The organism is Sinorhizobium alkalisoli (assembly GCF_008932245.1).
GTDB lineage: Bacteria > Pseudomonadota > Alphaproteobacteria > Rhizobiales > Rhizobiaceae > Sinorhizobium > Sinorhizobium alkalisoli.
Window position 1 is genome coordinate 202,690 of record NZ_CP034909.1, and the last position, 21,985, is coordinate 224,674.

Below are 21,985 nucleotides of genomic sequence, written 5' to 3' on the forward strand. Positions count from 1 at the left end.
ATGCTCTCCTTGGGTGAAATTTCCCCGTTTGAACCCTCTACTGTATTAGCGAGCTTTTAACCGATAGAGCCTAGCTTTCAAGCCCGAAGGCTTAGATATCCCTCGCGCAAGCTCTATCCAACACAAATAAGACGACAGTCTGTAACCGAGATTGCCGGGGTATGACCGTAAAGGCGCAGTGCCGAATAAATTTGGTTGCCGTGACTGCGGGTGACTTGTTGTGGGGCGGCGATTGTGCTTTTCAGGGACCGGCGGATTGCCTGCCGGGAAATATGCGGCGCAGAAACATGAACGGAATCATGGCTGTGCTGAATACTGGAGTATCGTGGTGAAGCGAGTGACTGCCCTTCTGATCTGTACCGCGCTTGCGGGATGTCAGGCCGTACCGGGAGAGGGGCCTCTAACGACTGATATCGTTGCGGAAGCAGGGCAGTCCGGCGCGGCGATCGGCAGGAAGAACGCCACCGTTTTCGATATTGTCGACGTCGATGGACAATCCGCCCGGCTCGTTTCCGATTATGTGGCGACGACGCTCAGCCGCCGCTTTGGAATAGGCGGCGGCGTCGGCCAGGTCGTCATCGGTGTCGGCGATCAGCTGAAGGTCACGATCTTCGAGGCGGGCAGCGACGGCCTGTTTTCCACAACCGAATCGAAGCAGACGAGCATCGATCTCGTCGTCCAGCCGGACGGCAAGGCTGCCATTCCGTATGTCGGCTCGGTCCGGTTCGCCGGCCTGACGCTCGAGCAGGCACGCCAGGCCATTCTCGAGGCCCTCAGGCAGAAAGCGGTGGAACCGGACGTCATCGTGACGAGCACGTCGACTGCCTCGCGCATCGTCACCGTTTCAGGGGCGGTCGGTCGTCCATCGGTCGTGCCGCTCAATCTCGTCAGTGAGACCATCAACGAGGTAATCGCCAAGGCGGGCGGACCCTCGGCGCAGCCCTACGAGACCTATGTCACGCTCGTGCGCGGCAAGAAGACCGGAACGGTCCTCCTGAAGTCGATCATCGAAAGCCCATCGGAGAACATTCACGTCAAGCCGGGCGACCAGATCTTCGTGACCCGCGATCCGCGCACCTTCACGATTCTTGGCCAGGTGCGGCTTAACAAGCGCGTCGAGTTCGGTTCCAACGATCTCAACCTGCTGGAGGCCGTTGCGCTTGGTGGCGGTGGTTCCGATCGGACGGTCGATGCCAAGGGCTATTTCGTCTTCCGTTACGAGGAACCGGACATCGTCATGAGTCTGTTCGGCCAGGAGCGATTCCATGCCATGCTCAAGAAAGGCATGAAGCCCGACAGCGTCGGCCGTTACCCGCTCGTCTATCGCTTCGATATGACGAATCCCGACAGCCTGATCGTCGGCCAGACTTTCCCGATCAAGAACCGCGATGTGATCTATGCATCGCGCCACCCCTCGGTCGATATCACCAAATTCATGGACTTCATCGCAAGACCCATCGGAATTGCAAATTCCGGAGTCAACATCGCCGACAATATCAACGATCTCGGCAACTGATAGCGGGCGCCCGCCTGGAGCAGGTGATCTCATCCATACCGGGCGAAATTCAATTCGCGGCGGATCATCGGCCGCGCCGTGAACATGCTTGCCGCCTCCCGCGTTCTATGATTGATCTTGCGTCCAAATCGATTTGCTGATCGCGAACACGGGATTCGCCGGATCGAGAGGAGGGACCATGGCCGAAGACGCCTTGATCGTCATCGATATGCAGAACGACTTTTGCCCTGGCGGAGCACTTGCGGTCGAGGGCGGCGACGAGATCGTGCCGGTGGTGAATCGCCTGATCGAACGGGCCCGGCACGTCATCCTGACCCAGGACTGGCACCCGCCCGGTCATTCGAGCTTCGCCTCCAGCCATCCCGGCAAGGCCCCCTTCGAGACGATCTCGATGCCCTATGGCGAGCAGACGCTCTGGCCGGAGCATTGTGTTCAGGGCAGCGCCGGTGCCGATTTCCATCCCGGGCTGCGGTGGACTTCGGCGGAGCTGGTTGTGCGCAAAGGCTTCCGCGCCGAAATCGACAGCTATTCCGCATTTTTCGAGAACGATCACAAAACGCCTACGGGGTTGGCGGGCTGTCTTCGCGAGCGCGGTATCACGAAATTGCAGCTTTGCGGTCTCGCGACCGATTTCTGTGTCGCCTTTTCCGCGCTCGATGCCGTCGCGCAGGGCTTTTCGACATCGGTCGTGCTCGACGCCTGCCGCGGAATCGACCTGAACGGGTCGCTTGCGGCGATGATTGAGCGCATGCGCCAGGCCGGCGTGCAGGTCGGCTAGGGCTCTGACCCAGTGATGCCGGGCGCGAGGGCGAATGTACCCCTTGACCTCCGTCCGCTTTGGCTGACACGAATCGATCACCGGGTTTAGAATCGCTCGACCGTGGTGATCCGAAGGGAGTATTCTCGCAGATGCCTAAGACCGATATTGCGCGGCGGGTCTACAACCATACCTGGAAGCTCGATCCCATTATCCGCAGCCTGCTGGACACGGACTTCTATAAACTTCTGATGCTGCAGATGATATGGCAGCTCTATCCGGACGTCGACGCGACCTTCTCGCTGATCAACCGTACCAGGACCGTGCGGCTAGCCGAGGAAATCGACGAGCAGGAATTGCGCGACCAGCTCGAACATGCGCGCAGCCTGCGCTTCACCAAGAAGGAGATGATCTGGCTGGCAGGTAACACGTTTTACGGCCGCAAGCAGATATTCTCCCCGGATTTCCTCGCCTGGCTCGCCAAGTTCCGCCTGCCCGATTATGAGCTGTCGCGGCGCGATGGCCAGTTCGAGCTGAATTTCCGTGGCCGCTGGGTGGAAACGACCATGTGGGAAATCCCGGCGCTCGCGATCATCAACGAATTGCGTTCGCGTGCGGCGATGAAGGGTCTCGGTCCCTTCACGCTCGATGTGCTCTATGCACGAGCCAAGGCCAAGATGTGGTCGAAGGTCGAGCGTCTCAGGCAATATCCCAACCTGCGCATTTCAGACTTCGGCACGCGCCGTCGCCACAGCTTCCTGTGGCAGCGCTGGTGCGTCGAGGCGCTGAAGGAGGGCATTGGCGCGTCCTTCACGGGCTCGAGCAACGTGCTTCTCGCCATGGATACCGATCTCGAAGCGCTTGGCACCAATGCGCACGAGCTGCCGATGGTGGCGGCGGCACTCGCACGCGACGACAAAGAACTCGCCGCCGCGCCTTACAAGGTGCTGCAGGACTGGAACCGGCTTTATGGTGGCAACCTCTTGATCGTATTACCGGATTCCTTCGGCACCGCGGCATTCTTGCGCAATGCGCCGGGTTGGGTGGCGGACTGGACCGGTTTCCGGCCGGACAGCGCCCCGCCGATCGAAGGCGGTGAGAAGATTATTGCTTGGTGGGAGAAGATGGGTCGCGACCCCCGCGAAAAGCTCTTGATCTTCTCCGACGGGCTGGATGTCGACACCATCATCAGGACCTATTGCCATTTCGAAGGCCGCGTGCGCATGAGCTTCGGCTGGGGAACCAACCTGACCAATGATTTCGCCGGGTGCGCCCCGACGGAGATCGGCGGCCTCTATCCGATCTCGATCGTCTGCAAGGTCAGCGAAGCCAATGGCCGACCGGCCGTCAAGCTCTCCGACAATCCGCGCAAGGTCATCGGCGATCCCGCTGAAGTGGAGCGCTACCTGAAATTCTTCGGAACGGAGGATTTCGTCGAACAGACCGTCCGGGTTTGACCGGCCTCACGCTTAGCGTGTCCTGCTCCTGAACTGACACGGTCCATTCCAGCGGAGATACAGGCAATGCGAATATCCGCGATCGCCCAGTCAAATAGGGCCATGGAAGCTTGATCTCGCGTCAAGGTCGTGAAGGTTCAATCCAAAGTGCTACAGCGACCTTTGCGCGTCTAATATGGCGCGCGACGCTGTAGGGGGGCGCTGTAAGGTCCGGGGGAAGCGACGGAAATCCGCACATTTCCTCCAATCATATGACTTATTGAGGCGCCTCACTATTTTCTTGAATTTCGTTCGAAATACCCCATGATGGCGCACATTGAGGTACACCTTGGGAGGGGTTCGTGCGTCAAACCTATTCACCGGATGACGTGGATGTCATGCGCGGAGCGCTCGACATCTGGTGCGCTCTGCACAATGTCGGGAAAGATGGCGCGGAGGCCAACCGGGCAGCCCGGCGGATCCTCGACCTGATGGATCAGAAGAAGTGCTCCTGCCACGAGCTCCTGGCCCGCATGGGAGACTTCATGCCGGCCCAGCATCACCAGCTTTCCTGATAGATAGCGGCTTTCGGCCAGCTCAGCTTGTAGCAGGTATGCGGAAGAGACTTGCGCTTTTCCGCCTGCGGACGGCCGGCAAAGCGTAGACGCCGAGGCCGGGGGAGTTTCCTCGTAGGTCAGGCGGTGCTGCCTCGAGCCGAGCGCCGTTCGCGCGAGATCGTCAGCGCGGTATGGAAGAGGTGATTTCGCCCGAAACGGCGGCGTTCGCTTCCGTCCTGTATTGGGACAGGGCGAGATGCAGGATGCCGCTGACCATGATCGAGACAACAAGAACGGCAATAGTGGCGCCAACACCCGATTTGATCATATCCATGTCCTTCAGAACGCAAGAATTGCGGGGCTCTACAGCGCCGCGCGTCTTAAGAGACGCGCTAAGGTCGCCGTAGCACTTTGAAGTTGCTGCACGTCTTTGCCTTAAATTGAGATCGATTTCAGGAGACGTGCAGTGGCCCCCAAAGAACGCTCAATGGAGATAATCCTGTGGCAGTGATCCGTCTGTTCCCCGCGTAACTCAGGATATGGTTAAGAATGTCTTGATCCAGATCTGCACGCAGGATGCGTGGCCGAAGGTCCACACCGAGGCCGAAGTCGCCGCCTATTGCCCCTGGCGATGAGGCGCGATCACGTTTCGGACATCTTCCTGGCAACCACTCGCCGGCAATTGCGTTATGCGCGAGAGCCCAGGGAGACCTTTATGAAGAAAATCGGGACAATCGTCGCGGTACTTGCGACTGTTTCCGGTCAGATGGGGACGGCGGCCGCCGAAGCCTGAACGACGAAAGCGGTCACGGCAGATGGTCGCCGCGGTACGAGGAGCACCCCCGTCGTTTTTATCGCGAGCATCGCCACCAGCGACGCGGCAATTGCAAGATCGAGCGCAAGTGGGACAAGGACGAATATAAGGAAGAGATCAAGTGCAAGCGCGGCCGTCGGGTTCCCGTCTATTATGACGTATACTGATGTCTCTGCGCATCGCCGCTAATACAGCGCCGCGCGTATTATCGGACGCGCGAAGGTCGGTGTAGCACTTTGAGCTGCTGCATGTCTTTGCCCTTAGGTCGAGGTAGATGCAGTAGGGGAACTGGCGGATCGAGAGCTCGGATGGCGGAAAGCGATGTCGCAAAGGAAAGCGGTGAGGAGGCCCCCGGAGCGGACGTGCCTCGGCCCGACCGTCGGCTTCGCTCCGGTAGGGCGGAGCCTTCGGCATTCACAAAGACGAAGAAGGCACTTGCCGAACTGGGGCGCGCGGTCGTCAGGCTCGGCCGGGCTCTGCGCGTGGAAGTACCGGCAGCGACCCGTCAAGCCATCGGAAAATCCGGCGCTCGGGGCGTCGCTTTCCGGAAGCGGCAGAAGAAAGCCCTTTCTTCCGAGGCGAAGCCCGCGGCCGCGCCGGCAGCGCCTTCGGTGCAGATGTGGCCGAGGGGCGCCGGCCGCGGACTGGATCCGGTTGCCGGGCCCGGCCGTGGCGTCACGCGATCGGTATTGGTGCGGCGTTTCCTGGTCGGAATCGCCGCGATACTGGTGTTTTTCACCACCGTTTTCGCCTGGGCGCTTTACGACGTTCCGTGGGGCGAAATTGCCGACGGATCGCGGAAACCTGTCGTCGTCCTTGAAACAGCCGATGGCAAGCCCCTCGTCAGCCAGGGACCGCTTCAGGGCCCCTACGCCGCACGAGAAGATTTCCCGACGCACCTGATCGATGCCGTCCTCGCCCGGGAGGATCGCCGTTTCTATGCGCATGCCGGCATCGACTTCCGGGGCATCGCCCGGGCGATCTACAGAAATCTCGGCGCCGGCGAGGTCATCGAGGGCGGCAGCACGATTACGCAGCAATTGATAAAGATTCTCTATCTTGAGCGAGAGCGCACCTGGAAGCGAAAGATCCAGGAGGCGGTGATCGCCTTCTGGCTGGAGCGAAAGCTTGGCAAGGACGAGATTCTTGCGCGCTATCTGAACAACATCTATCTCGGGGCGGGGGCAACCGGCGTGCCGGCGGCCGCGCGCATCTATTTCGACAAGGACGTGCACGAGCTCAATGTCGGCGAGGCGGCGATACTCGCGGGCATCATCCGTGCTCCCTCGCAGCTCAATCCGCTCACCAATCCAGAGGGAGCCCGCCAGCAGGCGGAGCAGGTTCTTGCCGCCATGCGCGCTGGCGGCAAGATAACGCCGGAACAGGCGGAGGCGGCGCGCGCCGAATTCGCCAGCCTCCGGCCGTCGACGCCGGCGATCCGCTCGGGCAGTTGGTTCGCCGACTGGGTGATGCAGGATGCCCGCGAGCTCGCCGGACCCTATCGCGGCACGATCAAGGTCAGGACGACGATGGTTCCGAGGCTGCAACGGATCGCCGAAAAAGTCGTCGCCGAAGCGCTCGAGCGGGAGGGCGAAAAGGCGGGAGTCTCGCAGGCGGCGCTCGTCGCCATGACTCCGGAAGGGGCCGTCGTTGCGATGGTCGGCGGCCGTGATTATTCGAAAAGCACGTTCAATCGCGCCGCGTCGGCCATGCGCCAGCCCGGCTCGGCCTTCAAATTGTTCGTCTATTATGCCGCCCTGAAGGCTGGTCTGACCCCGTTCGATCCGATCGACGACGCGCCGGTCGAAATCAATGGCTGGTCGCCGGAGAATTTCGGCGGCGGTTATAGTGGTCCGGTCAGCATCGCGGAAGCCTTCGCGCGGTCGTTGAATGCGGCGACCGTCGCCCTGGAGATGGAGGTCGGCATCGACAGGGTCGTTGCCGCCGCGCGCGAACTCGGGATCGATGCCAAGCTTGTGGACACTCCAAGCCTTGCGCTGGGGTCGTCGGAAGTGAACCTGCTCGACCTGACCGGCGCGTATGCATCGGTCCGCGCGGGCCGGGCGCCCATCGAGCCTTGGGGCATTGTCTTCGTGCATGCCGACGGCCAGCCGCGGGCCTTCCGGGTGGGACCCTCCAAGCAGCCGACCATCGATATCGGCGAATACCGGCCGGATCTTGTCGGGATGCTGAGGCTCGTCGTCGAGCGCGGCACCGGCCGCGAAGCGCGCATCGATGTGCCCGCCGCCGGCAAGACCGGCACCAGCCAGAACCATCGCGACGCCTGGTTCGTCGGCTTCACCGAGCCCCTCGTCGTCGGAGTCTGGGTCGGCAATGATGACGACACGCCCATGAAGGGCGTCACCGGCGGCAAGCTGCCGGCGCGCATCTGGCGGAATTTCATGACGGCCGCCCTGGCCGAAGGGGATCCCGAGGAGCCCGGTGCCCGGGTAGCCGGCTCGGCGCCCGCCTGCAACTTCCGCGCCTGCGCCCGCGCCTACCGCTCCTTCCGGCCGGATGATTGCACCTTCCAGCCCTATGATGGGCCGCGGCGGCTCTGCGAGAAGTAGGCCGTGTCCCTGACTTCGGCTCAGGCTATTCCTGCCGCTTGCCCGCGACCGCAATCGCAACCTTCCGTCCCTCACCGGTGGCAAGCATCGCAAATCCGAGATGGGTCGGCTCGGAACCAAGAAGCGCTGCCCGGTTCTTGGAATTTTCGAGCCATTGATCGACGAAGTAACGGATATCGGCTCCGGTCGGCTGCGTGCCGCAGCCGCCGCAACCACCTGCTGCCACGGTGATCGTGCGCCACTCCCTTGCAGAACCGGAAGGCAGCAGCTCGAAAAAGCCGTCCGGCCGCTCCATGACCCTGTCGTCGGACAGGTCTTTTGGCAGGAGGCGCTGCGCAAGCGCATTGAGCGCCTCGCTCGTCTTCAAGCCCGCGCGGCCCTCCCGTTCACGTTCTGCGTTTATCAGACGCGCGGCCGCAGCAATCTGCTCCTTCGCCGAAAGCGCGACGGGCTCTTCGTCGGACTTCAGCGCCAATGGCATGCCCGGGCCGGCAAATGTTTGCACCGCAAATTGCCTGCCGCTCTCGCCGATGATGCCGAAGCCGAAGTCTTCCAGTCCCCTGGCGAGAATGTTCCTGCGATGTCCGGGACTGTTCATCCAGCCCTCGTGAAACTCGGAAACGCCCTCGGTCGTCGGCACGCTCGGGCAGCCGGTGCAGCGGGCGATGTTCTCTGCAACTTTTTCCCAGCGGCTCCCGCCGCGCTGGCGATAACGGTCACCGACCTCCTCACCTTCGGGAGCGGTATGGGAATAGTAGTTCCGCGCGAGCATGTCCTCCGCGTGGGCCTGCGCCGCGGAATTGAGTGTCTCCGTCAGGTGCAGTGGATCAAGACCATGCCGGCTGCGAGCCTCATTGACCAGGGCGAGCGCCTCGGCGCGCAGCGACGCCAGATCCCCCGTATCGCCGACCCGCGCCGCCGCGCCGAAGCAAAGCGGCAGCAGGATGGCTGCGACGACAAAGCCTAACCTCCGGGCGATTGAACTGGTGATCCAGCCCCTCACGGACCTCCTCCTCTCGGCGCCCACAGCGGGCGTTCATTGGCGCGTACGAACCGCCCTCAGTCCTCGTGGCCACGCCTCATGGCAGGGGACGAACGCAAGTTTGCCGAAGATGTTCCCCTGGCAGAACCCGCGTGGCTCTATCCAGAGGAACCGATGGCCTCGCCGGCGGTTAATCCCCAACAGCGGGATGACGGCTCATCATTCGGAGAAATCGACATGCCTACCTATCATCGGCTTCCTGACCAGCCCGTGCCGGGCGCCGTAATCGTCAAGCTCTACCGTTCCGATGGTCAGGTGAGAGGTTATGTCCGGAAGGTCACCGATGCCTCGGAGGACGACACCATTTTCCCAGGCGAGGAAATGGGACCGGAGGATGCCTTGAAGCTGGCAAAGACCCACAGCCTGGGCGCAGCACCGATCTATGTCGAGCTTGCCGAAGGCGTCGAATGGGACCCGAATTGGGGCGCAACGACCGGATGAGGGTTGAATGGCTCCGGATGGCAAAGCGCTCCAACAAGCACAAGCCCATCGACCCGACAATGGCCCGATGCCAGCATGACTGCCGCTACGGGCTGTCCTCTTTCCAACTGCCTTCGTCCATATAATGGGTCAGGAGAAAGCCGTATTGCTCAAGCCATTCGCGAATGATGAGGCGGATCAACTCGTCTCGCGTCATCTCCAGCTCTTTGCAGGCGGCATCGAGGGCCGGCTCAACATCATCGTAGGCCCTCGTCCGCTGACGCTCCACGCTGGGAAAAATCATGATCGCCCCCTACGCATTACAATCAGGAGCTTCAAGGGTCGCATAGGCGGAGGTGCAGTCAAGGCTTAGTGGCGTCGCCCAATGGGGGTAGGAGAGCAACGGGTAGACCGATGATGTGGCGCAATTCCATATTAAACCTGGGGGTTGTTGCTATTCAGACCACAAGGGCGCAAGGTCCAACCTTCAGTAGCAATATCACGGGCACTACTGCTTGAGGGCTAATTGCCCTAGCCCTCAACGAAAGGAGGACGCCATGTCTTCCACCGTAGACACGATCTCACCTTCCGATAGGCGAATGATCCAGTCTGTCTTGGATGACGCTGGCTACGACTCCGGCTTCCTTGCCGAGGACCACCACCTTTTCAACACTGCTGCGCTGCTTGTGACCAAGCTGTTCCTGGCGGGTGAGGGGTCCCGATCCGGCCTGGCGGCGAAGCTTGAGTATCAATTGGGCAAGGCTGCCAAAAACAGGCGAACCTGCGCATTTTCGCTGCCGCGCTATGCAATCCAGGGCCTTCCAATCGAGCTACAGTCGCGAAACCTCGCCCAACAAAAAAGGCCGGGCTGAACCCGACCTTCCGCAGCCGCCTCCCGTCGCTGCCAGTACATCCGTGGTCAACGACGAGAGGGGCCGTATGGTTTTAATGTAAGCGCTGGTTGAATTTTAATCAAACGGAAATCACAGCGGCGATGCCGGAGCGGCTGGTGATCAGGCTGTGCCAGGTTTGTGCCACAGGGCTATTCAGGTGGCTGCGCTAGTAGCCGCTAAGGTGCTGTGCGTTGAGAAAAACTGGTGCTGCTAGAGAGATTTGAACTCTCGGCCTCTCCCTTACCAAGGGAGTGCTCTACCCCTGAGCTATAGCAGCATTCGGCGGCTTCGTTGCGAGCCGCATCAAGCGAGGGGCCTATTGCCATAGCTTGGCGGCAAGCGCAAGCAGCATTTCGAAGTTTTTGGTCCGGCTTGGCGGGCGGGCTGTCGCACCGTCCTGCGGACAGCCGAAGGGGGCGCACGGTTTCAATGTCTTAGCCTTGAGGTGGAGAGGGAAACCGGTCTCGCCGCATTCTAGGACTCGGCGCTGCTGGAGAGCGCCTTGCCGCTTCCGGACGTCGCGGTTTTGCGCTAATCCAGAATACATGCAGAACGATGACGACAAGGAGCGCGCACCGGGCTCAAAAAGCGGTGCGCAGGCACCGGCGAGCGGGGCGGAGGTGCGGCGTAAGCGGCTGGCGAAGAACCTGCGCGACAATCTCCAGCGCCGCAAGCAGCAGGCGCGCGCGCGTCGGGCAGGAGCGGCCGACGAGACGACCGGATTGCCTGCCGCAAAAACGGACGAATCGGAAGATTAGGTCCCTGTCCGGCGGTGAGTGGCGCAAAATTTGTGCGTTCTCGCGGTTTCCGGCATTCAACTTGCACTTCAAGGCACTTCTATTTTCACGGCATCTCCACTAAGAGACGCGCTTTAGCAACACTGGAATTTTGGAAAGGCGGGCGGCGCCCGTGCAAGAGGTCTCATGGATCGCATCAGGATCGTAGGCGGAAACGAACTTCATGGGGTCATCCCCATTTCCGGCGCCAAGAACGCCGCTTTGCCGCTGATGATCGCGTCGCTTTTGACCGATGATACGCTGACTTTGGAAAACGTGCCGCATCTTGCCGACGTCGAGCAGCTGATCCGCATCCTCGGCAATCATGGCGCCGACATTTCCGTCAACGGCCGGCGCGAGCGTCAGGGCGAGAGCTATGCCCGCACGATCCATTTTACCAGCCGCAACATCGTATCGACGACGGCGCCCTATGAGCTGGTTTCCAAGATGCGCGCGAGCTTCTGGGTCATCGGTCCGCTGCTTGCCCGCGAAGGCAAGGCGCGCGTCTCGCTGCCCGGCGGCTGCGCCATCGGCACCCGACCGGTGGATCTCTTCATCGAAGGGCTGACGGCGCTTGGAGCCGAGATCGAGATCGATGGCGGTTACGTCAACGCCAAGGCGCCGGAAGGCGGGCTTCTCGGCGGGCGCTATGTCTTCCCGAAAGTTTCCGTCGGGGCGACGCATGTGCTGATGATGGCGGCGACGCTTGCCAACGGCACGACCGTCATCGGCAATGCCGCGCGCGAACCGGAAGTGGCCGATCTTGCCCGCTGCCTCAACGCCATGGGGGCCAGGATTTCCGGCCACGGCACGAGCACGATCACGATCGAGGGCGTGCGCTCGCTGTCCGGCGCCCGCCATCGCGTGCTGCCTGACCGCATCGAAACCGGAACCTACGCCATGGCCGTGGCGATGGCCGGCGGCGACGTCATTCTCGAGGATACCGAGGCAAGCCTACTCGACACGGCGCTCGAGGCGATCCGCCGCGCGGGTGCCGAGATCAGCGAGACCAACAGCGGTATCCGGATCGTCCGCAACGGCGCCGGCATCCGCCCCGTCGACATCGTCACCGATCCCTTCCCGGGATTCCCGACCGACCTTCAGGCGCAGTTCATGGGGCTGATGACCAAATCTACCGGCGTCTCCCACATCACCGAAACGATTTTCGAGAACCGCTTCATGCATGTGCAGGAGTTGGCGCGCCTCGGCGCGAAGATCTCGCTCTCCGGCCAGACGGCGAAAATCGAGGGGGTCAGCCGGCTGAAAGGGGCGCCGGTCATGGCGACGGACCTGCGTGCCTCCGTCTCGCTCGTCATTGCCGGGCTTGCGGCGGAAGGCGAGACCGTGGTCTCGCGCGTCTATCATCTTGATCGCGGTTTCGAGCGGCTCGAGGAAAAACTGACGCGCTGCGGCGCCCATGTGGAGCGGGTCAGCGACTGATTTCCAGCTCCGCACTGAAACCGTTGCGGTTTCGAGCGCGACGTCCTATGTCCTTGGCGGTTGCGGCGCCAAAGACGCTACAGCGCCGCGCGTCGTCTCAGACGCGCAAAATCGCCGTAGCACTTTGAGTTGCTGCATGTTCCTCGTCCTTGATCGGGGACGGAGACAGGCGGTAAGCGAAGAAACAGGGATGGGTGGCATGGATGCTTTGAAACTGCTGGCACTCGACGAGGAGGACCTGGGCGTCGTTTCCGCGCATGTGCAGGACGCAGTCTTCAAGGTGGGCGGCATGGTCTATGACCCGCGCCGCGGCCAATTCTCCCTGGTGATCAATCGTTTCGTTTGGGAAAAGGTAGCGGGTGGCCGCCGCAGCTTCGAACGGCGCCGGTCCGTCCTGCTTTTCAAGCGCATTACCGCCGTTCGCTCGCTCGGCTTCGACCGCAACGACGCGGAAACGGTTCTCGACCTTCTCGCCCTGCGCTTTTCGCAAAAGGAGGAAGGGCCGGAAGGAACGATCGAATTCGTACTCGCCGGTGCCGCGTCCATTGCGCTTGATGTCGAATGCATCGAGGTGCAGCTTGCCGATACAGGCGGCGCCTGGGAAACGGCCTTCAAGCCGCGCCACCCCGAGGGCGTCTGAGCGCACCGCCAGCCATCATTAAAAGGATCAACGCATTGGCAATCAGGCTGAACTATCTCGATGCGAGCTTCGAACGCGAGTTCGCCGCCTTCCTGACGACGAAGCGGGAGGTCTCCGAGGACGTAAACGCCGCCGTGCACGCCATTATCACTGACGTCCGGGCGCGGGGCGACGCGGCGCTTGCCGACTATTCGGCCCGCTTCGACGGCCTTGATTTCGCAAAGACCGGCATGGCGGTCACGGCGGCAGAAGTCGACGCGGCGATCGATGCGGTCGAGCCGGAGGTCCTCGGCGCGCTGAAGGTCGCCGCAACCCGGATCGAGGCGCATCACCGCCGGCAATTGCCGAAGGACGACCTCTATGAGGATGCGATGGGCGTCGGTCTCGGCTCGCGCTGGACGGCGATCGATGCGGTCGGCCTCTATGTTCCGGGCGGCACGGCGAGCTATCCGAGCTCGGTGCTGATGAACGCGCTGCCGGCGAGGGTCGCCGGCGTGCCGCGGATCGTCATGGTCGTGCCTGCAAGCGGCGGCGCCATCAATCCGGCGGTTCTCGCGGCCGCGCGGCTGGCCGGCGTCGAGGAAATCTACCGCATCGGCGGCGCTCAGGCGGTCGCGGCTCTTGCCTATGGCACCGAGTCGATCGCCCCGGTGGCGAAGATCGTCGGGCCGGGCAATGCGTACGTCGCGGCGGCGAAGCGCCAGGTTTTCGGCACGGTCGGCATCGATATGATCGCCGGTCCCTCGGAAGTGCTGGTGATCGCCGATGGCGACAACGATCCGGACTGGATCGCCGCCGACCTGCTTGCCCAGGCCGAGCACGATCCCGGCGCGCAGGCGATCCTGATCACCGACGATGCCGCTTTCGCGGATGCGGTCGAAATGGCGGTCGAACGGCAGCTGAAGACATTGCCGCGGGCCGAGACGGCGATGGCAAGCTGGCGCGATTTCGGCGGCGTCATCCTGGTGCCGGATCTCGAAAAGGCGGTGCCGCTCGCCAATCGCATCGCGGCGGAACATCTAGAGCTGGCAATCACCGATCCGGATGCGATGGTGCCGAAGATCCGAAATGCCGGCGCGATCTTCATCGGCCGCCACACGCCGGAAGTCATCGGCGACTATGTCGGCGGCTCCAATCACGTGCTTCCGACGGCGCGCTCCGCCCGCTTCTCCTCCGGCCTTGGCGTGCTCGATTATATGAAGCGGACCTCGATCCTGCGACTTGGCCCCGATCAGTTGCGCGGCCTCGGTCCGGCGGCGATCGCGCTCGCGCAATCCGAAGGGCTCGAGGCTCACGCCCGCTCGGTCGCCATCCGCCTCAATCTCGGGGGAGAGGGATGAGGGCCGATCGCAACTTGCGCCTTTGCGACATCGTACTGGACGAGACGATCGGACGCTCGACGCCGGACGTGGAGCACGAGCGCGCGGTTGCGATCTTCGATCTCCTCGAAGAAAACCTGTTCGAACCCCTCGGCCATCCCGGCGGCCCCTATAGGCTCAATCTGTCGCTGGTCGACTCGAAGCTGGTTTTTGCCATCTCGACCGATGGCGGCGAGCCGGTCGCCACCCATATTCTGTCGCTCACGCCCTTTCGGCGGATCGTGAAGGACTATTTCCTGATCTGCGAGAGCTATTACGAGGCGATCCGTTCGGCGACGCCAAGCCAGATCGAAGCGATCGACATGGGACGGCGCGGCATCCACAACGAAGGCTCGCAGACGCTGATGGATCGCCTGTCGGGCAAGATCCGGCTGGATTTCGACACGGCGCGCCGGCTTTTCACGCTCGTCTGTGTGCTCTATTGGCGCGGCTAGAGGGGTGGACATGAGTGGGATCGTCTTGCACGATTTTAAGACGCCCCGTTCGATTCTCTTCATGTGCGGCATGAATGCGATCCGTTCGCCTATGGCCGAGGCGCTTGCGAGGGCGGCACTGCCGAAGGGAACCTATGTCGCTTCCGCGGGCGTCCGCCACGGCGAGCGCGATCCTTTCGTCGACGTCGTGCTGGAAGAGGTGGGGTTGACGATCGGCCGCCATCAGCCGCGCACGCTTGACGAACTCGAAGACGACTATTTCGACCTGATCGTCACGCTGGCGCCGGAGGCGCACCACCTGGCGCTCGAATTGACGCGCTCGATGGCCGTCGACGTGGTATATTGGCCGACGCCCGATCCGACGGTTGCGACCGGCACGCGCGATCAGATCGTCGGCGCCTATCGGGCGGTACGCGACCATCTGGCGGGGTTGATCGCCAGCCGGTTGACCGGCCAAAGCCTCCGCAAGGGTGCCTGACCGATACCGGTTGCGACACGGCAAAATTGCGGAAAAAGCGGCATCAAGGCGGGTTCACAAACCCGTGGCGATTGTGTAGTTTCCGGCCAAATTTTTCGACGGATGCGTGGCGCATCCGCGAATGAACGCGAGAAAGAACAACCCTGCATGGCGAAAGAAGAAGTCCTCGAATTTCCGGGCGTGGTCACCGAATTGCTTCCCAACGCGACCTTCCGCGTGAAGCTTGAGAACGAGCATGAGATCATCGCCCATACGGCGGGCCGTATGCGCAAGAACCGTATCCGGGTTCTGGCGGGCGACAAGGTGCTCGTCGAGATGACCCCGTACGACCTGACCAAGGGTCGCATCACCTACCGCTTCAAGTAAGCCCTTTTCCAGCAGGTTCAGCGCGAGAGCGCCCACCCGGTACTTCACGGCTCGATGACAGTGACCCAGAAACTGATATTGGCGTCCGGATCGCCGCGTCGTGTCGAACTTCTGGCGCAGGCCGGGATCGAGCCCGCGCGGCTGCTCCCGATGGATCTCGACGAGACGCCCAAGCGCGCCGAGCATCCGCGCTCGCTGGCGCGCCGGCTGTCCACCGAGAAGGCCAAAGCGGCGCTGGCGGCGATCAAGGGCGAGGCGGACTGGCAGGGCAGCTATATACTGGCGGCCGACACCGTCGTCTGCGTCGGCCGCCGGATTCTGCCCAAGCCTGAGCTGGTCGGCGAAGCGTCGAGCGCCCTCCACCTTCTCTCCGGCCGCAGCCACCGCGTCTATACCGGCATCTGCCTCGTTACGCCGGATCGCACGCTGCGCCAGAAGGTCGTCGACACGAAGGTGCGCTTCAAGCGGCTTACCGGCCTCGACATCGAGAGCTATCTCGCCTCCGGGCAATGGCGCGGCAAGGCCGGCGGTTACGGCATCCAGGGCATTGCCGGCAGTTTCGTCGTCAAGCTCGTCGGATCCTATTCCAATGTGGTAGGATTGCCGCTGTACGAGACGGTCAATCTGCTCGTCGGCGAGGGCTATGAGGTTCACAACAGCTGGATGGAAGGCTGAGCAAGTGAGCGGCGCTGGCAAGAAGAACGGCTCGAACGTCGAGCCCCTGCGCGCACCGCGTCCCTGCCCGGAATGTGGTCGTCCGTCGGCGCGTGAGCACTATCCCTTCTGCTCCGAGCGCTGCCGCAACATAGACCTCAACCGCTGGCTTTCCGGCTCCTACGCAATTCCTGTGGCCGACGACGAGTCGAAGGCCGACGACGGCGACGATCGCTAGAAGTGGCGAGCGGGCGAGCGGTTCCAAACGTCTGCCCAGGGCACCGGCGGTGTGCCTTCCCAGTCGGCCGAGGGGGCGACGGCCCCGCGCGATCCTCCTGAATCCCTTGGCTTTTCGCGGCTTTTTCACCGCACGCCAGATTCCTTCAAAAAAGAGTCATTTGGTGCTGGACACCGCCGAACAAGATGTTATAACCCCGCTCGCTTCCGGCGGCGAACCAAGCGCCCCGGCGGTTTCTCGAAGAAGCCGTTGCCTCACAGGCAAAAAATGCCCGGATAGCTCAGTTGGTAGAGCAGCGGATTGAAAATCCGCGTGTCGGTGGTTCGAATCCGCCTCCGGGCACCATTTTACCAGTTTCCGATCTTTGAGATGCAAACAATCGTCCACGCGTTGCGTGCGCGGCGTGAGCCATGACAATCGGAACCGTTTTTCGGAATGTTCGGTGCGCAGTTCAAGAGGGTTACAGCGCCTTTGCGCGTCTGAAAGGACGCGCGGCGCTGTCATCCTCATTGGCAAGGTGACTTCTTAACCAACTTGCCGGAAAATTCCCGATATTGGGGTGAGGAGCGGGTCGGTCGGCGGCCCGGAAACAGGCCCGCGATTATCATTCGACGGAAGGCGCGGGCGGGGCGAGGAAAATGGCCAAGCACATGATGAAGATGCTGATGAGCATCATTGCCGCGCTGTCGCTCGGCTCGCTCATGGTCCTGGTCGCCGTGCTCTGAATGCCGACGGGCCGCTGTGATTACACACCGCCTTTGCAGCCGATTGTTCAAATCTCCGAGACGTCGATCCACTCCGCCCCGATCAATTCCGCCATGCGGTACGGGTTGATATGCACCGCGGCATTTACGGCGCCTGCGGCGGGCACCACCAGGTCGAAGGCCTTGAGGGATTCGTCGCAGTAAACGCTGTGCGGCCGGACGAGGCCGAAGGGGCAGACGCCGCCGACCGGATGGCCGGTCTCGGCTTCCACTTCGTCGAGACCGAGCATGCGTGCCTTGGCACCGAAGCGGGCCTTATATTTCTTATTGTCGAGGCGTGCATCCCCGCGGGTGACGATCAGGATCACATCATCGCCGACCCGAAGCGCCAGCGTTTTGGCGATCTGCGCCGGCTCGACGCCGTGGCCCTCTGCCGCGAGCGCCACAGTCGCTGTGCTCTGCTTGAGTTCGATGACGTTGATGTCAGGGGCATTCCTGGAAAAGAATGCTTTCACCGAGTCGAGGCTCATGACGGACGATCTATTCTGTGATTGGCAATAGGGAGAGCGGCGGCAGAGCGGCACGCCGGCAGCTTTCGCAAATGCCAATCTTTCAGTCGTCGTTCGATGCGTCAAGCTCTTCCGGACGTAGCCCCTCCTGCTGCGGGGGCAGATAGCCATGGCTCGCAAACCAGTTCTCGAGGATCGCAGAGATCGCCTGCTCGCGCGTCAGGCTGCCCTGATGATCGTTGACATAGGTCTGAAGTGCGATTTCGATCTTATCGGCATAGAATTCGGTCATCTTTCCCTCCGCTCATGCGTTGCGGCGGTGATCCGCGCCTTGGGCGCCTTTCATGCAGCAGCGCGAATCTCTCCAGCGTGCCGGTCAGGCGCAGGAGATCGCTGTCGTGTCTCTACCTCCTGATTTGGTGTCTGGATCGAACCTATCCAAGGGATGGTGCAGGGGCATCGATCATCAGGCCTGCTTTACGATGCGGATCAGCACAAGCAGGATGATCGCGCCGATCGTCGCATGGATGATCGCCGCGAGAACGCCGGTGCCGAGGGTGACGCCCAGCGCCGGGAATAGGTAACCGGCGATAAGCGCGCCGATAATCCCGACGACCATATTGCCGATCAACCCGAAGCCGAAGCCGCTGACGATCAGGCCGGCAAGCCAGCCCGCAATCGCGCCGACGATCAAAAATACCAGAATACTCTCAATACCCATCATAGTTCCTTTCGGTTGTAACCTGAAGGAAAGGATAGCTCATGATCTTGGATCAGGTAGAGGGCAATTCAATCGCGCGGCCATTTTTCTGCGCAATCGGGATTTGTGGTCGCTGAGCGGCTAACCAAGCCGCTTTCGCAAGTTTCAGCGAACTGAAAAAGCCCGGTGAGAGCCGAACCGGTCGTGAAACGATCGCTTGCTCGCGCCGTGGCTTCAGACAATGCCGCCGCCCCCGCCCGCAACCGGCGGGCGCTCCGCCGCCACCCTGGCGCGGTAGCCGCTTGCGCGGTATGCCGCAACCGGCGCAATCGCACCGCCCTTTTCGAGGCGGGCCATTGCAAGGATCGGCTCGACGTCGGTCCGGAAGGCCGCCTTCAGGGTTTCCGATGCCATCAGCGCGTCATTGTCCTGCTGATAGCCCTCGAGCGCCTTGCGGTTGACGAGAAGCGCCTGGGCGTAGGCGCGGCAGACTTCCATGGCGCTCGTCATCAGGCTTTCGATAGGGTCCGTGACATTGTGGCTCTGGTCGAGCATATGTGCCGGCTCGAAGCCCTCGGCCTTGCGAACCTCGGCATCGACGAGCTCGTTGAAGACCAGGAAAAGGCGGTAGGGTTCGATCGAGCCGGTATCGAGATCGTCGTCTCCATATTTCGAATCGTTGAAATGGAAGCCGCCCAGCTTCTTGAATTGGATCAGCCGGGCGACGATCATCTCGATATTGACGTTCGGTGCGTGGTGGCCGAGGTCGACGAGGCAGAAGGCCTTGGGCCCGAGTTCCTGGGCGATCAGATAGTTCGTGCCCCAGTCCTGTACGACGGTGGAATAGAAGGCCGGCTCGAACATCTTGTGTTCGGTGAAGACGCGCCAGTCGTCCGGGAGCGCGGCATAGATCGCCTTCATCGAATCGAGATAGCGATCGAAGACGCGGGTGAAGTTGCTCTGGCCGGGAAAGTTCGAGCCGTCGCCGATCCAGACCGTCAGCGCCTTCGAGCCGAGCGCCTTGCCGATCTCGATGCATTCGAGATTGTGCTCGATCGCCTGCCGCCGCGTGGCGGCGTCTGTGTGGGTGAGCGACCCGAACTTGTAGGAATGCGCCTGGCCGGGCGCATCCGAAAAGGTGTTTGAGTTCATCGCGTCGAAGCCCAGCCCGAGCGAAGCGCCCTTTTCCTTCAGCGCCGGGAGATCCGCGACCTTGTCCCAGGGGATGTGCAGCGACACGGTCGGCGTCGCGCGGGTGAGTTCATGGATGACGCCGCAATCCTCAATCTTGTCGAAGATGTTGCGGGGCTCGCCCAAGCCCGGGAAGCGCGCGAAGCGCGTGCCGCCGGTTCCAACGCCCCAGGAGGGAACGGCAACGCCGTATGCTGCGACCTTTACCCTGATCGCGTCGATGTCGACGCCACGGCGCGCGAGCCGCTCGCCGAGGCCTTCATAGTCGCGCTTCAGTTCCTCGAGCCGTCTTGCGTTCTCGGCCTCGACGAGAGATGTGCTGATGATGACGGTCATGGCAGCCTCTCCTAGCGGGTGAAGGACTGGGCATTGCCCGCGTCGACATTGATGATATTGCCGGTTGATTTCGCCGACATGTCGGAGGCGAGAAAGAAGATGGCTTCGGCGATGTCCTCGGGGAAAACGCTGCGCTTCAGCATGGAGCGCTCGCGGTAATGCGCCTCTAGCGCGTCGACGTCCATGTTGTAGGCAGCCGCGCGCTGCTCCTTCCACTCGCCGGTCCAGATCTTCGACCCTCGCAGCACCGCATCCGGATTGACGACGTTGACCCGGATCTGTGCCGATGCGCCTTCGAGCGCCAGGCAGCGGGCAAGGTGGATCTCCGCCGCCTTGGCCGTGCAATAGGCCGCAGCGCCGGGCGAGGCGGCCAAGCCATTCTTCGAGGCGACGAAGACGACATTGCCGCCGGCCTTCTGGGCGCGGAAGATGCGGAAGGCTTCGCGCGAAACCAGGAAATAGCCGGTTGCGAGAATGTCGATGTTCTTGTTCCAGAGCGAAAGCGTCGTGTCCTCGATCGCCGCCGAGGAGGCAAGTCCCGCATTCGAAACGAGAATGTCGAGGCCGCCAAAGGCGAGAAGCGCATCGCCGAAACCGGATTCGACTGCCGCTTCGCTGGTCACGTTCATGTTGACGGCGCGGACGAAATCCTTGCCGTGACGGGCGGCAAGCTGCCCTTCGGCAGCCTCCAGCGCCCCTTGATCGATATCGGCAAGGACGACGCAGGCGCCTTCCTGCATCAGCCGGTCGGCCGTCGCCTTGCCGATGCCGCCGGCGCCGCCGGTCACGAGCGCGACGCGGCCGGCAAGGCTCTTCGGCTTCGGCATGCGCTGGAGCTTTGCTTCCTCCAGCAGCCAGTACTCGATGTCGAAGGCCTCCTGCTCGGGCAGGCCGACATAGGTCGAAACGCCCGAGGCGCCTCGCATCACATTGATGGCATTGACATAGAATTCGCCGGAGATGCGTGCCGTCGCCTTGTCCTTGGCAAAGGTCATCATGCCGACGCCCGGAACGAGATAGACGACGGCATTCGGATCGCGCATCGCCGGACTGTCTGCGCGCTTGCAGCGACCGTAATAGGCTGCATAGTCGGCGCGATAGGCGGCGATCGCCTCCGGCAGGCCGGCAAGCGTCCTTTCGATATCGGGCGCGGTGGGATCGAAATCGATCACCAGCGGCCGGATCTTCGTCCGAAGGAAATGGTCGGGGCAGCTCGTCCCGAGCGCCGCCAGGGCACCGAAGTCCCTCGACGTCACGAAATCCAGAACCGCTTGGCCGTCGTCGAAATGGCCGACCTTGTTCTCGTCGGCGCTGATCAGGCCACGGATCACCGGCATCAGCCGCTTCGCAACCGCAGTCCGCTCGGCGGCTTCAAGAATCGGTTTGATCGCTCCGCCGAAGGCCGGCACCGTGTTCTCGGCTTCGAACCAGGCAATTGCCCGGTTGATGATCTCGATCGTCGTCTCGTAGGCTTCCTTGGCCGTGTCACCCCAGGTGAAGAGGCCGTGGCTCTCGAGCACGACGCCGCGCGCCTTCGGGTTTTCGAGGCAGAATTTCCCGAGCCAGAGGCCGAGTTCGTAGCCTGGCCGCTTCCAGGGAAGCCAGCCGATCTCGTCCCCGAAGATCTTCCGCGTCAAGTCCTTGCTGTTCTGAGAGGCGGCAATGGCGATGATCGCATCCGGGTGCATGTGGTCGACATGCGCCTTCGGCACATAGGCGTGCAGCGGCGTGTCAATCGATGCGGCCCGCGGATTGAGATTGAAGGTGCAATGCGGCAGGTAGCCGACCATCTCGTCTTCGAATTCAACGCCGCGATAAATGCCCTTGAGCGCCCTCAGCTTGTCCATGTAGAGCGTGGCAAAACCGTCCATCTTTATGGTGCCGACATCGCCCCCGGACCCTTTCACCCAAAGGACTTCAACCGTTTCCCCGGTCAGCGGATCCTTCTCCATCACCTTCGCCGACGTGTTGCCGCCGCCATAATTGGTGATGCGCTTATCGGAGCCGAGAAGATTGGAGCGATAAAGGAGCCGCTCCGGCTCGCTCATTGCTGCCGCCTTGGCGTCATCCCAGAGGTTGGCCAGGCGTGCGCCTTGTCGCTTGTCGAGCATCTCGAAGTCCTCCCGGTCAGTTTT

25 protein-coding genes and 2 tRNA genes are annotated in these 21,985 nt (G+C 62.1%); 18 read left to right on the forward strand and 9 right to left on the reverse strand.

Annotated elements, in window-relative coordinates:
- The first annotated feature begins 328 nt into the window (after positions 1-328).
- From EKH55_RS00915 to EKH55_RS00930, 4 genes are all read left to right on the forward strand, one after another.
- Positions 329-1,516 carry a polysaccharide biosynthesis/export family protein gene (locus EKH55_RS00915; RefSeq protein WP_069459541.1) on the forward strand — a complete coding sequence of 396 codons (1,188 nt, stop codon included), beginning with the start codon at positions 329-331 and terminating at the stop codon, positions 1,514-1,516.
- A gap of 178 nt (positions 1,517-1,694) precedes the next feature.
- Positions 1,695-2,294, forward strand: a complete 600-nt coding sequence (gene pncA, locus EKH55_RS00920; protein WP_151610803.1) for a bifunctional nicotinamidase/pyrazinamidase — start codon at positions 1,695-1,697, stop codon at positions 2,292-2,294.
- 131 nt (positions 2,295-2,425) lie between these two features.
- Positions 2,426-3,730, forward strand: coding sequence for a nicotinate phosphoribosyltransferase (pncB, locus tag EKH55_RS00925; RefSeq protein ID WP_069459539.1), 1,305 nt, complete (start codon positions 2,426-2,428; stop codon positions 3,728-3,730).
- 341 nt (positions 3,731-4,071) lie between these two features.
- Positions 4,072-4,284 (forward strand): hypothetical protein, encoded by a 213-nt coding sequence (locus EKH55_RS00930; protein WP_083265370.1) that lies wholly within the window; start codon positions 4,072-4,074, stop codon positions 4,282-4,284.
- Positions 4,285-4,447: 163 nt separating this feature from the next.
- Here the strand turns inward: EKH55_RS00930 and EKH55_RS00935 are convergent, their stop codons facing one another.
- The gene (locus EKH55_RS00935; RefSeq protein ID WP_106407894.1) at positions 4,448-4,594 is read right to left on the reverse strand and encodes a hypothetical protein; all 147 of its coding nucleotides are present in this window, start codon (positions 4,592-4,594) and stop codon (positions 4,448-4,450) included.
- A 461-nt stretch (positions 4,595-5,055) separates the two neighbouring features.
- Here EKH55_RS00935 and EKH55_RS29645 point away from each other — a divergent pair, with 461 nt between their 5' ends.
- Together EKH55_RS29645 and EKH55_RS00945 are read left to right on the forward strand one after the other, a co-directional pair.
- A complete protein-coding gene (locus tag EKH55_RS29645) occupies positions 5,056-5,247 on the forward strand; it encodes a hypothetical protein (protein ID WP_425353241.1) in 192 nt (63 codons plus the stop codon).
- Positions 5,248-5,388: 141 nt separating this feature from the next.
- On the forward strand, positions 5,389-7,650 hold the full coding sequence (locus EKH55_RS00945) for a PBP1A family penicillin-binding protein (RefSeq protein WP_069459537.1): 2,262 nt from the start codon (positions 5,389-5,391) through the stop codon (positions 7,648-7,650).
- A 25-nt stretch (positions 7,651-7,675) separates the two neighbouring features.
- Here the strand turns inward: EKH55_RS00945 and EKH55_RS00950 are convergent, their stop codons facing one another.
- Positions 7,676-8,653 carry a CAP domain-containing protein gene (locus EKH55_RS00950; RefSeq protein WP_069459536.1) on the reverse strand — a complete coding sequence of 326 codons (978 nt, stop codon included), beginning with the start codon at positions 8,651-8,653 and terminating at the stop codon, positions 7,676-7,678.
- 216 nt (positions 8,654-8,869) lie between these two features.
- Here EKH55_RS00950 and EKH55_RS00955 point away from each other — a divergent pair, with 216 nt between their 5' ends.
- Entirely contained in the window at positions 8,870-9,133 is a 264-nt protein-coding gene (locus EKH55_RS00955; protein ID WP_069459992.1) for a hypothetical protein, read from the forward strand.
- 85 nt (positions 9,134-9,218) lie between these two features.
- On the opposite strand, the gene EKH55_RS00960 is transcribed toward EKH55_RS00955, so the two are convergent.
- The gene (locus EKH55_RS00960) at positions 9,219-9,416 is read right to left on the reverse strand and encodes a ribbon-helix-helix protein, CopG family (RefSeq protein ID WP_069459535.1); all 198 of its coding nucleotides are present in this window, start codon (positions 9,414-9,416) and stop codon (positions 9,219-9,221) included.
- Positions 9,417-9,669: 253 nt separating this feature from the next.
- Here EKH55_RS00960 and EKH55_RS00965 point away from each other — a divergent pair, with 253 nt between their 5' ends.
- Entirely contained in the window at positions 9,670-9,984 is a 315-nt protein-coding gene (locus EKH55_RS00965) for a hypothetical protein (RefSeq protein ID WP_069459534.1), read from the forward strand.
- Between the two features lie 223 nt (positions 9,985-10,207).
- On the opposite strand, the gene EKH55_RS00970 is transcribed toward EKH55_RS00965, so the two are convergent.
- A tRNA-Thr gene (locus EKH55_RS00970) sits at positions 10,208-10,282 on the reverse strand.
- A 268-nt stretch (positions 10,283-10,550) separates the two neighbouring features.
- Between EKH55_RS00970 and EKH55_RS00975 the strand changes: the two genes are divergently transcribed.
- From EKH55_RS00975 to EKH55_RS01020, 10 genes are all read left to right on the forward strand, one after another.
- Positions 10,551-10,763: a hypothetical protein gene (locus EKH55_RS00975; protein WP_069459533.1), complete on the forward strand. Its 213-nt coding sequence runs from the start codon at positions 10,551-10,553 to the stop codon at positions 10,761-10,763.
- 165 nt (positions 10,764-10,928) lie between these two features.
- Complete coding sequence (murA, locus tag EKH55_RS00980; protein WP_069459532.1) at positions 10,929-12,221, forward strand: UDP-N-acetylglucosamine 1-carboxyvinyltransferase; 1,293 nt, start codon at positions 10,929-10,931, stop codon at positions 12,219-12,221.
- 199 nt (positions 12,222-12,420) lie between these two features.
- Positions 12,421-12,861, forward strand: a complete 441-nt coding sequence (locus tag EKH55_RS00985; protein WP_069459991.1) for a DUF2948 family protein — start codon at positions 12,421-12,423, stop codon at positions 12,859-12,861.
- Positions 12,862-12,896: 35 nt separating this feature from the next.
- On the forward strand, positions 12,897-14,201 hold the full coding sequence (gene hisD / locus EKH55_RS00990; RefSeq protein WP_151610804.1) for a histidinol dehydrogenase: 1,305 nt from the start codon (positions 12,897-12,899) through the stop codon (positions 14,199-14,201).
- Entirely contained in the window at positions 14,198-14,674 is a 477-nt protein-coding gene (locus EKH55_RS00995; protein WP_069459530.1) for a UPF0262 family protein, read from the forward strand. The genes hisD and EKH55_RS00995 overlap by 4 nt, the downstream gene beginning before the upstream one ends.
- 10 nt (positions 14,675-14,684) lie before the next feature.
- A complete protein-coding gene (locus EKH55_RS01000) occupies positions 14,685-15,152 on the forward strand; it encodes an arsenate-mycothiol transferase ArsC (RefSeq protein ID WP_151610805.1) in 468 nt (155 codons plus the stop codon).
- 147 nt (positions 15,153-15,299) lie between these two features.
- Positions 15,300-15,518, forward strand: a complete 219-nt coding sequence (infA, locus tag EKH55_RS01005) for a translation initiation factor IF-1 (RefSeq protein WP_004435948.1) — start codon at positions 15,300-15,302, stop codon at positions 15,516-15,518.
- Between the two features lie 54 nt (positions 15,519-15,572).
- On the forward strand, positions 15,573-16,193 hold the full coding sequence (locus EKH55_RS01010) for a Maf-like protein (protein ID WP_151610806.1): 621 nt from the start codon (positions 15,573-15,575) through the stop codon (positions 16,191-16,193).
- Between the two features lie 4 nt (positions 16,194-16,197).
- Positions 16,198-16,410 carry a DNA gyrase inhibitor YacG gene (gene yacG, locus EKH55_RS01015; RefSeq protein ID WP_069459527.1) on the forward strand — a complete coding sequence of 71 codons (213 nt, stop codon included), beginning with the start codon at positions 16,198-16,200 and terminating at the stop codon, positions 16,408-16,410.
- A gap of 269 nt (positions 16,411-16,679) precedes the next feature.
- Positions 16,680-16,755 (forward strand) — tRNA-Phe (locus EKH55_RS01020).
- 427 nt (positions 16,756-17,182) lie between these two features.
- Here EKH55_RS01020 and EKH55_RS01025 read toward each other — a convergent pair.
- From EKH55_RS01025 to EKH55_RS01045, 5 genes are all read right to left on the reverse strand, one after another.
- A complete protein-coding gene (locus EKH55_RS01025; protein ID WP_069459526.1) occupies positions 17,183-17,644 on the reverse strand; it encodes a YbaK/EbsC family protein in 462 nt (153 codons plus the stop codon).
- 82 nt (positions 17,645-17,726) lie between these two features.
- Positions 17,727-17,915 (reverse strand): hypothetical protein, encoded by a 189-nt coding sequence (locus EKH55_RS01030; RefSeq protein ID WP_069459525.1) that lies wholly within the window; start codon positions 17,913-17,915, stop codon positions 17,727-17,729.
- Between the two features lie 174 nt (positions 17,916-18,089).
- Positions 18,090-18,344, reverse strand: coding sequence for a GlsB/YeaQ/YmgE family stress response membrane protein (locus tag EKH55_RS01035; RefSeq protein ID WP_069459524.1), 255 nt, complete (start codon positions 18,342-18,344; stop codon positions 18,090-18,092).
- Positions 18,345-18,557: 213 nt separating this feature from the next.
- Positions 18,558-19,850, reverse strand: a complete 1,293-nt coding sequence (gene rhaI / locus EKH55_RS01040) for an L-rhamnose catabolism isomerase (protein ID WP_151610807.1) — start codon at positions 19,848-19,850, stop codon at positions 18,558-18,560.
- An 11-nt stretch (positions 19,851-19,861) separates the two neighbouring features.
- Entirely contained in the window at positions 19,862-21,961 is a 2,100-nt protein-coding gene (locus EKH55_RS01045) for a bifunctional rhamnulose-1-phosphate aldolase/short-chain dehydrogenase (RefSeq protein WP_151610808.1), read from the reverse strand.
- Positions 21,962-21,985: the final 24 nt, after the last annotated feature.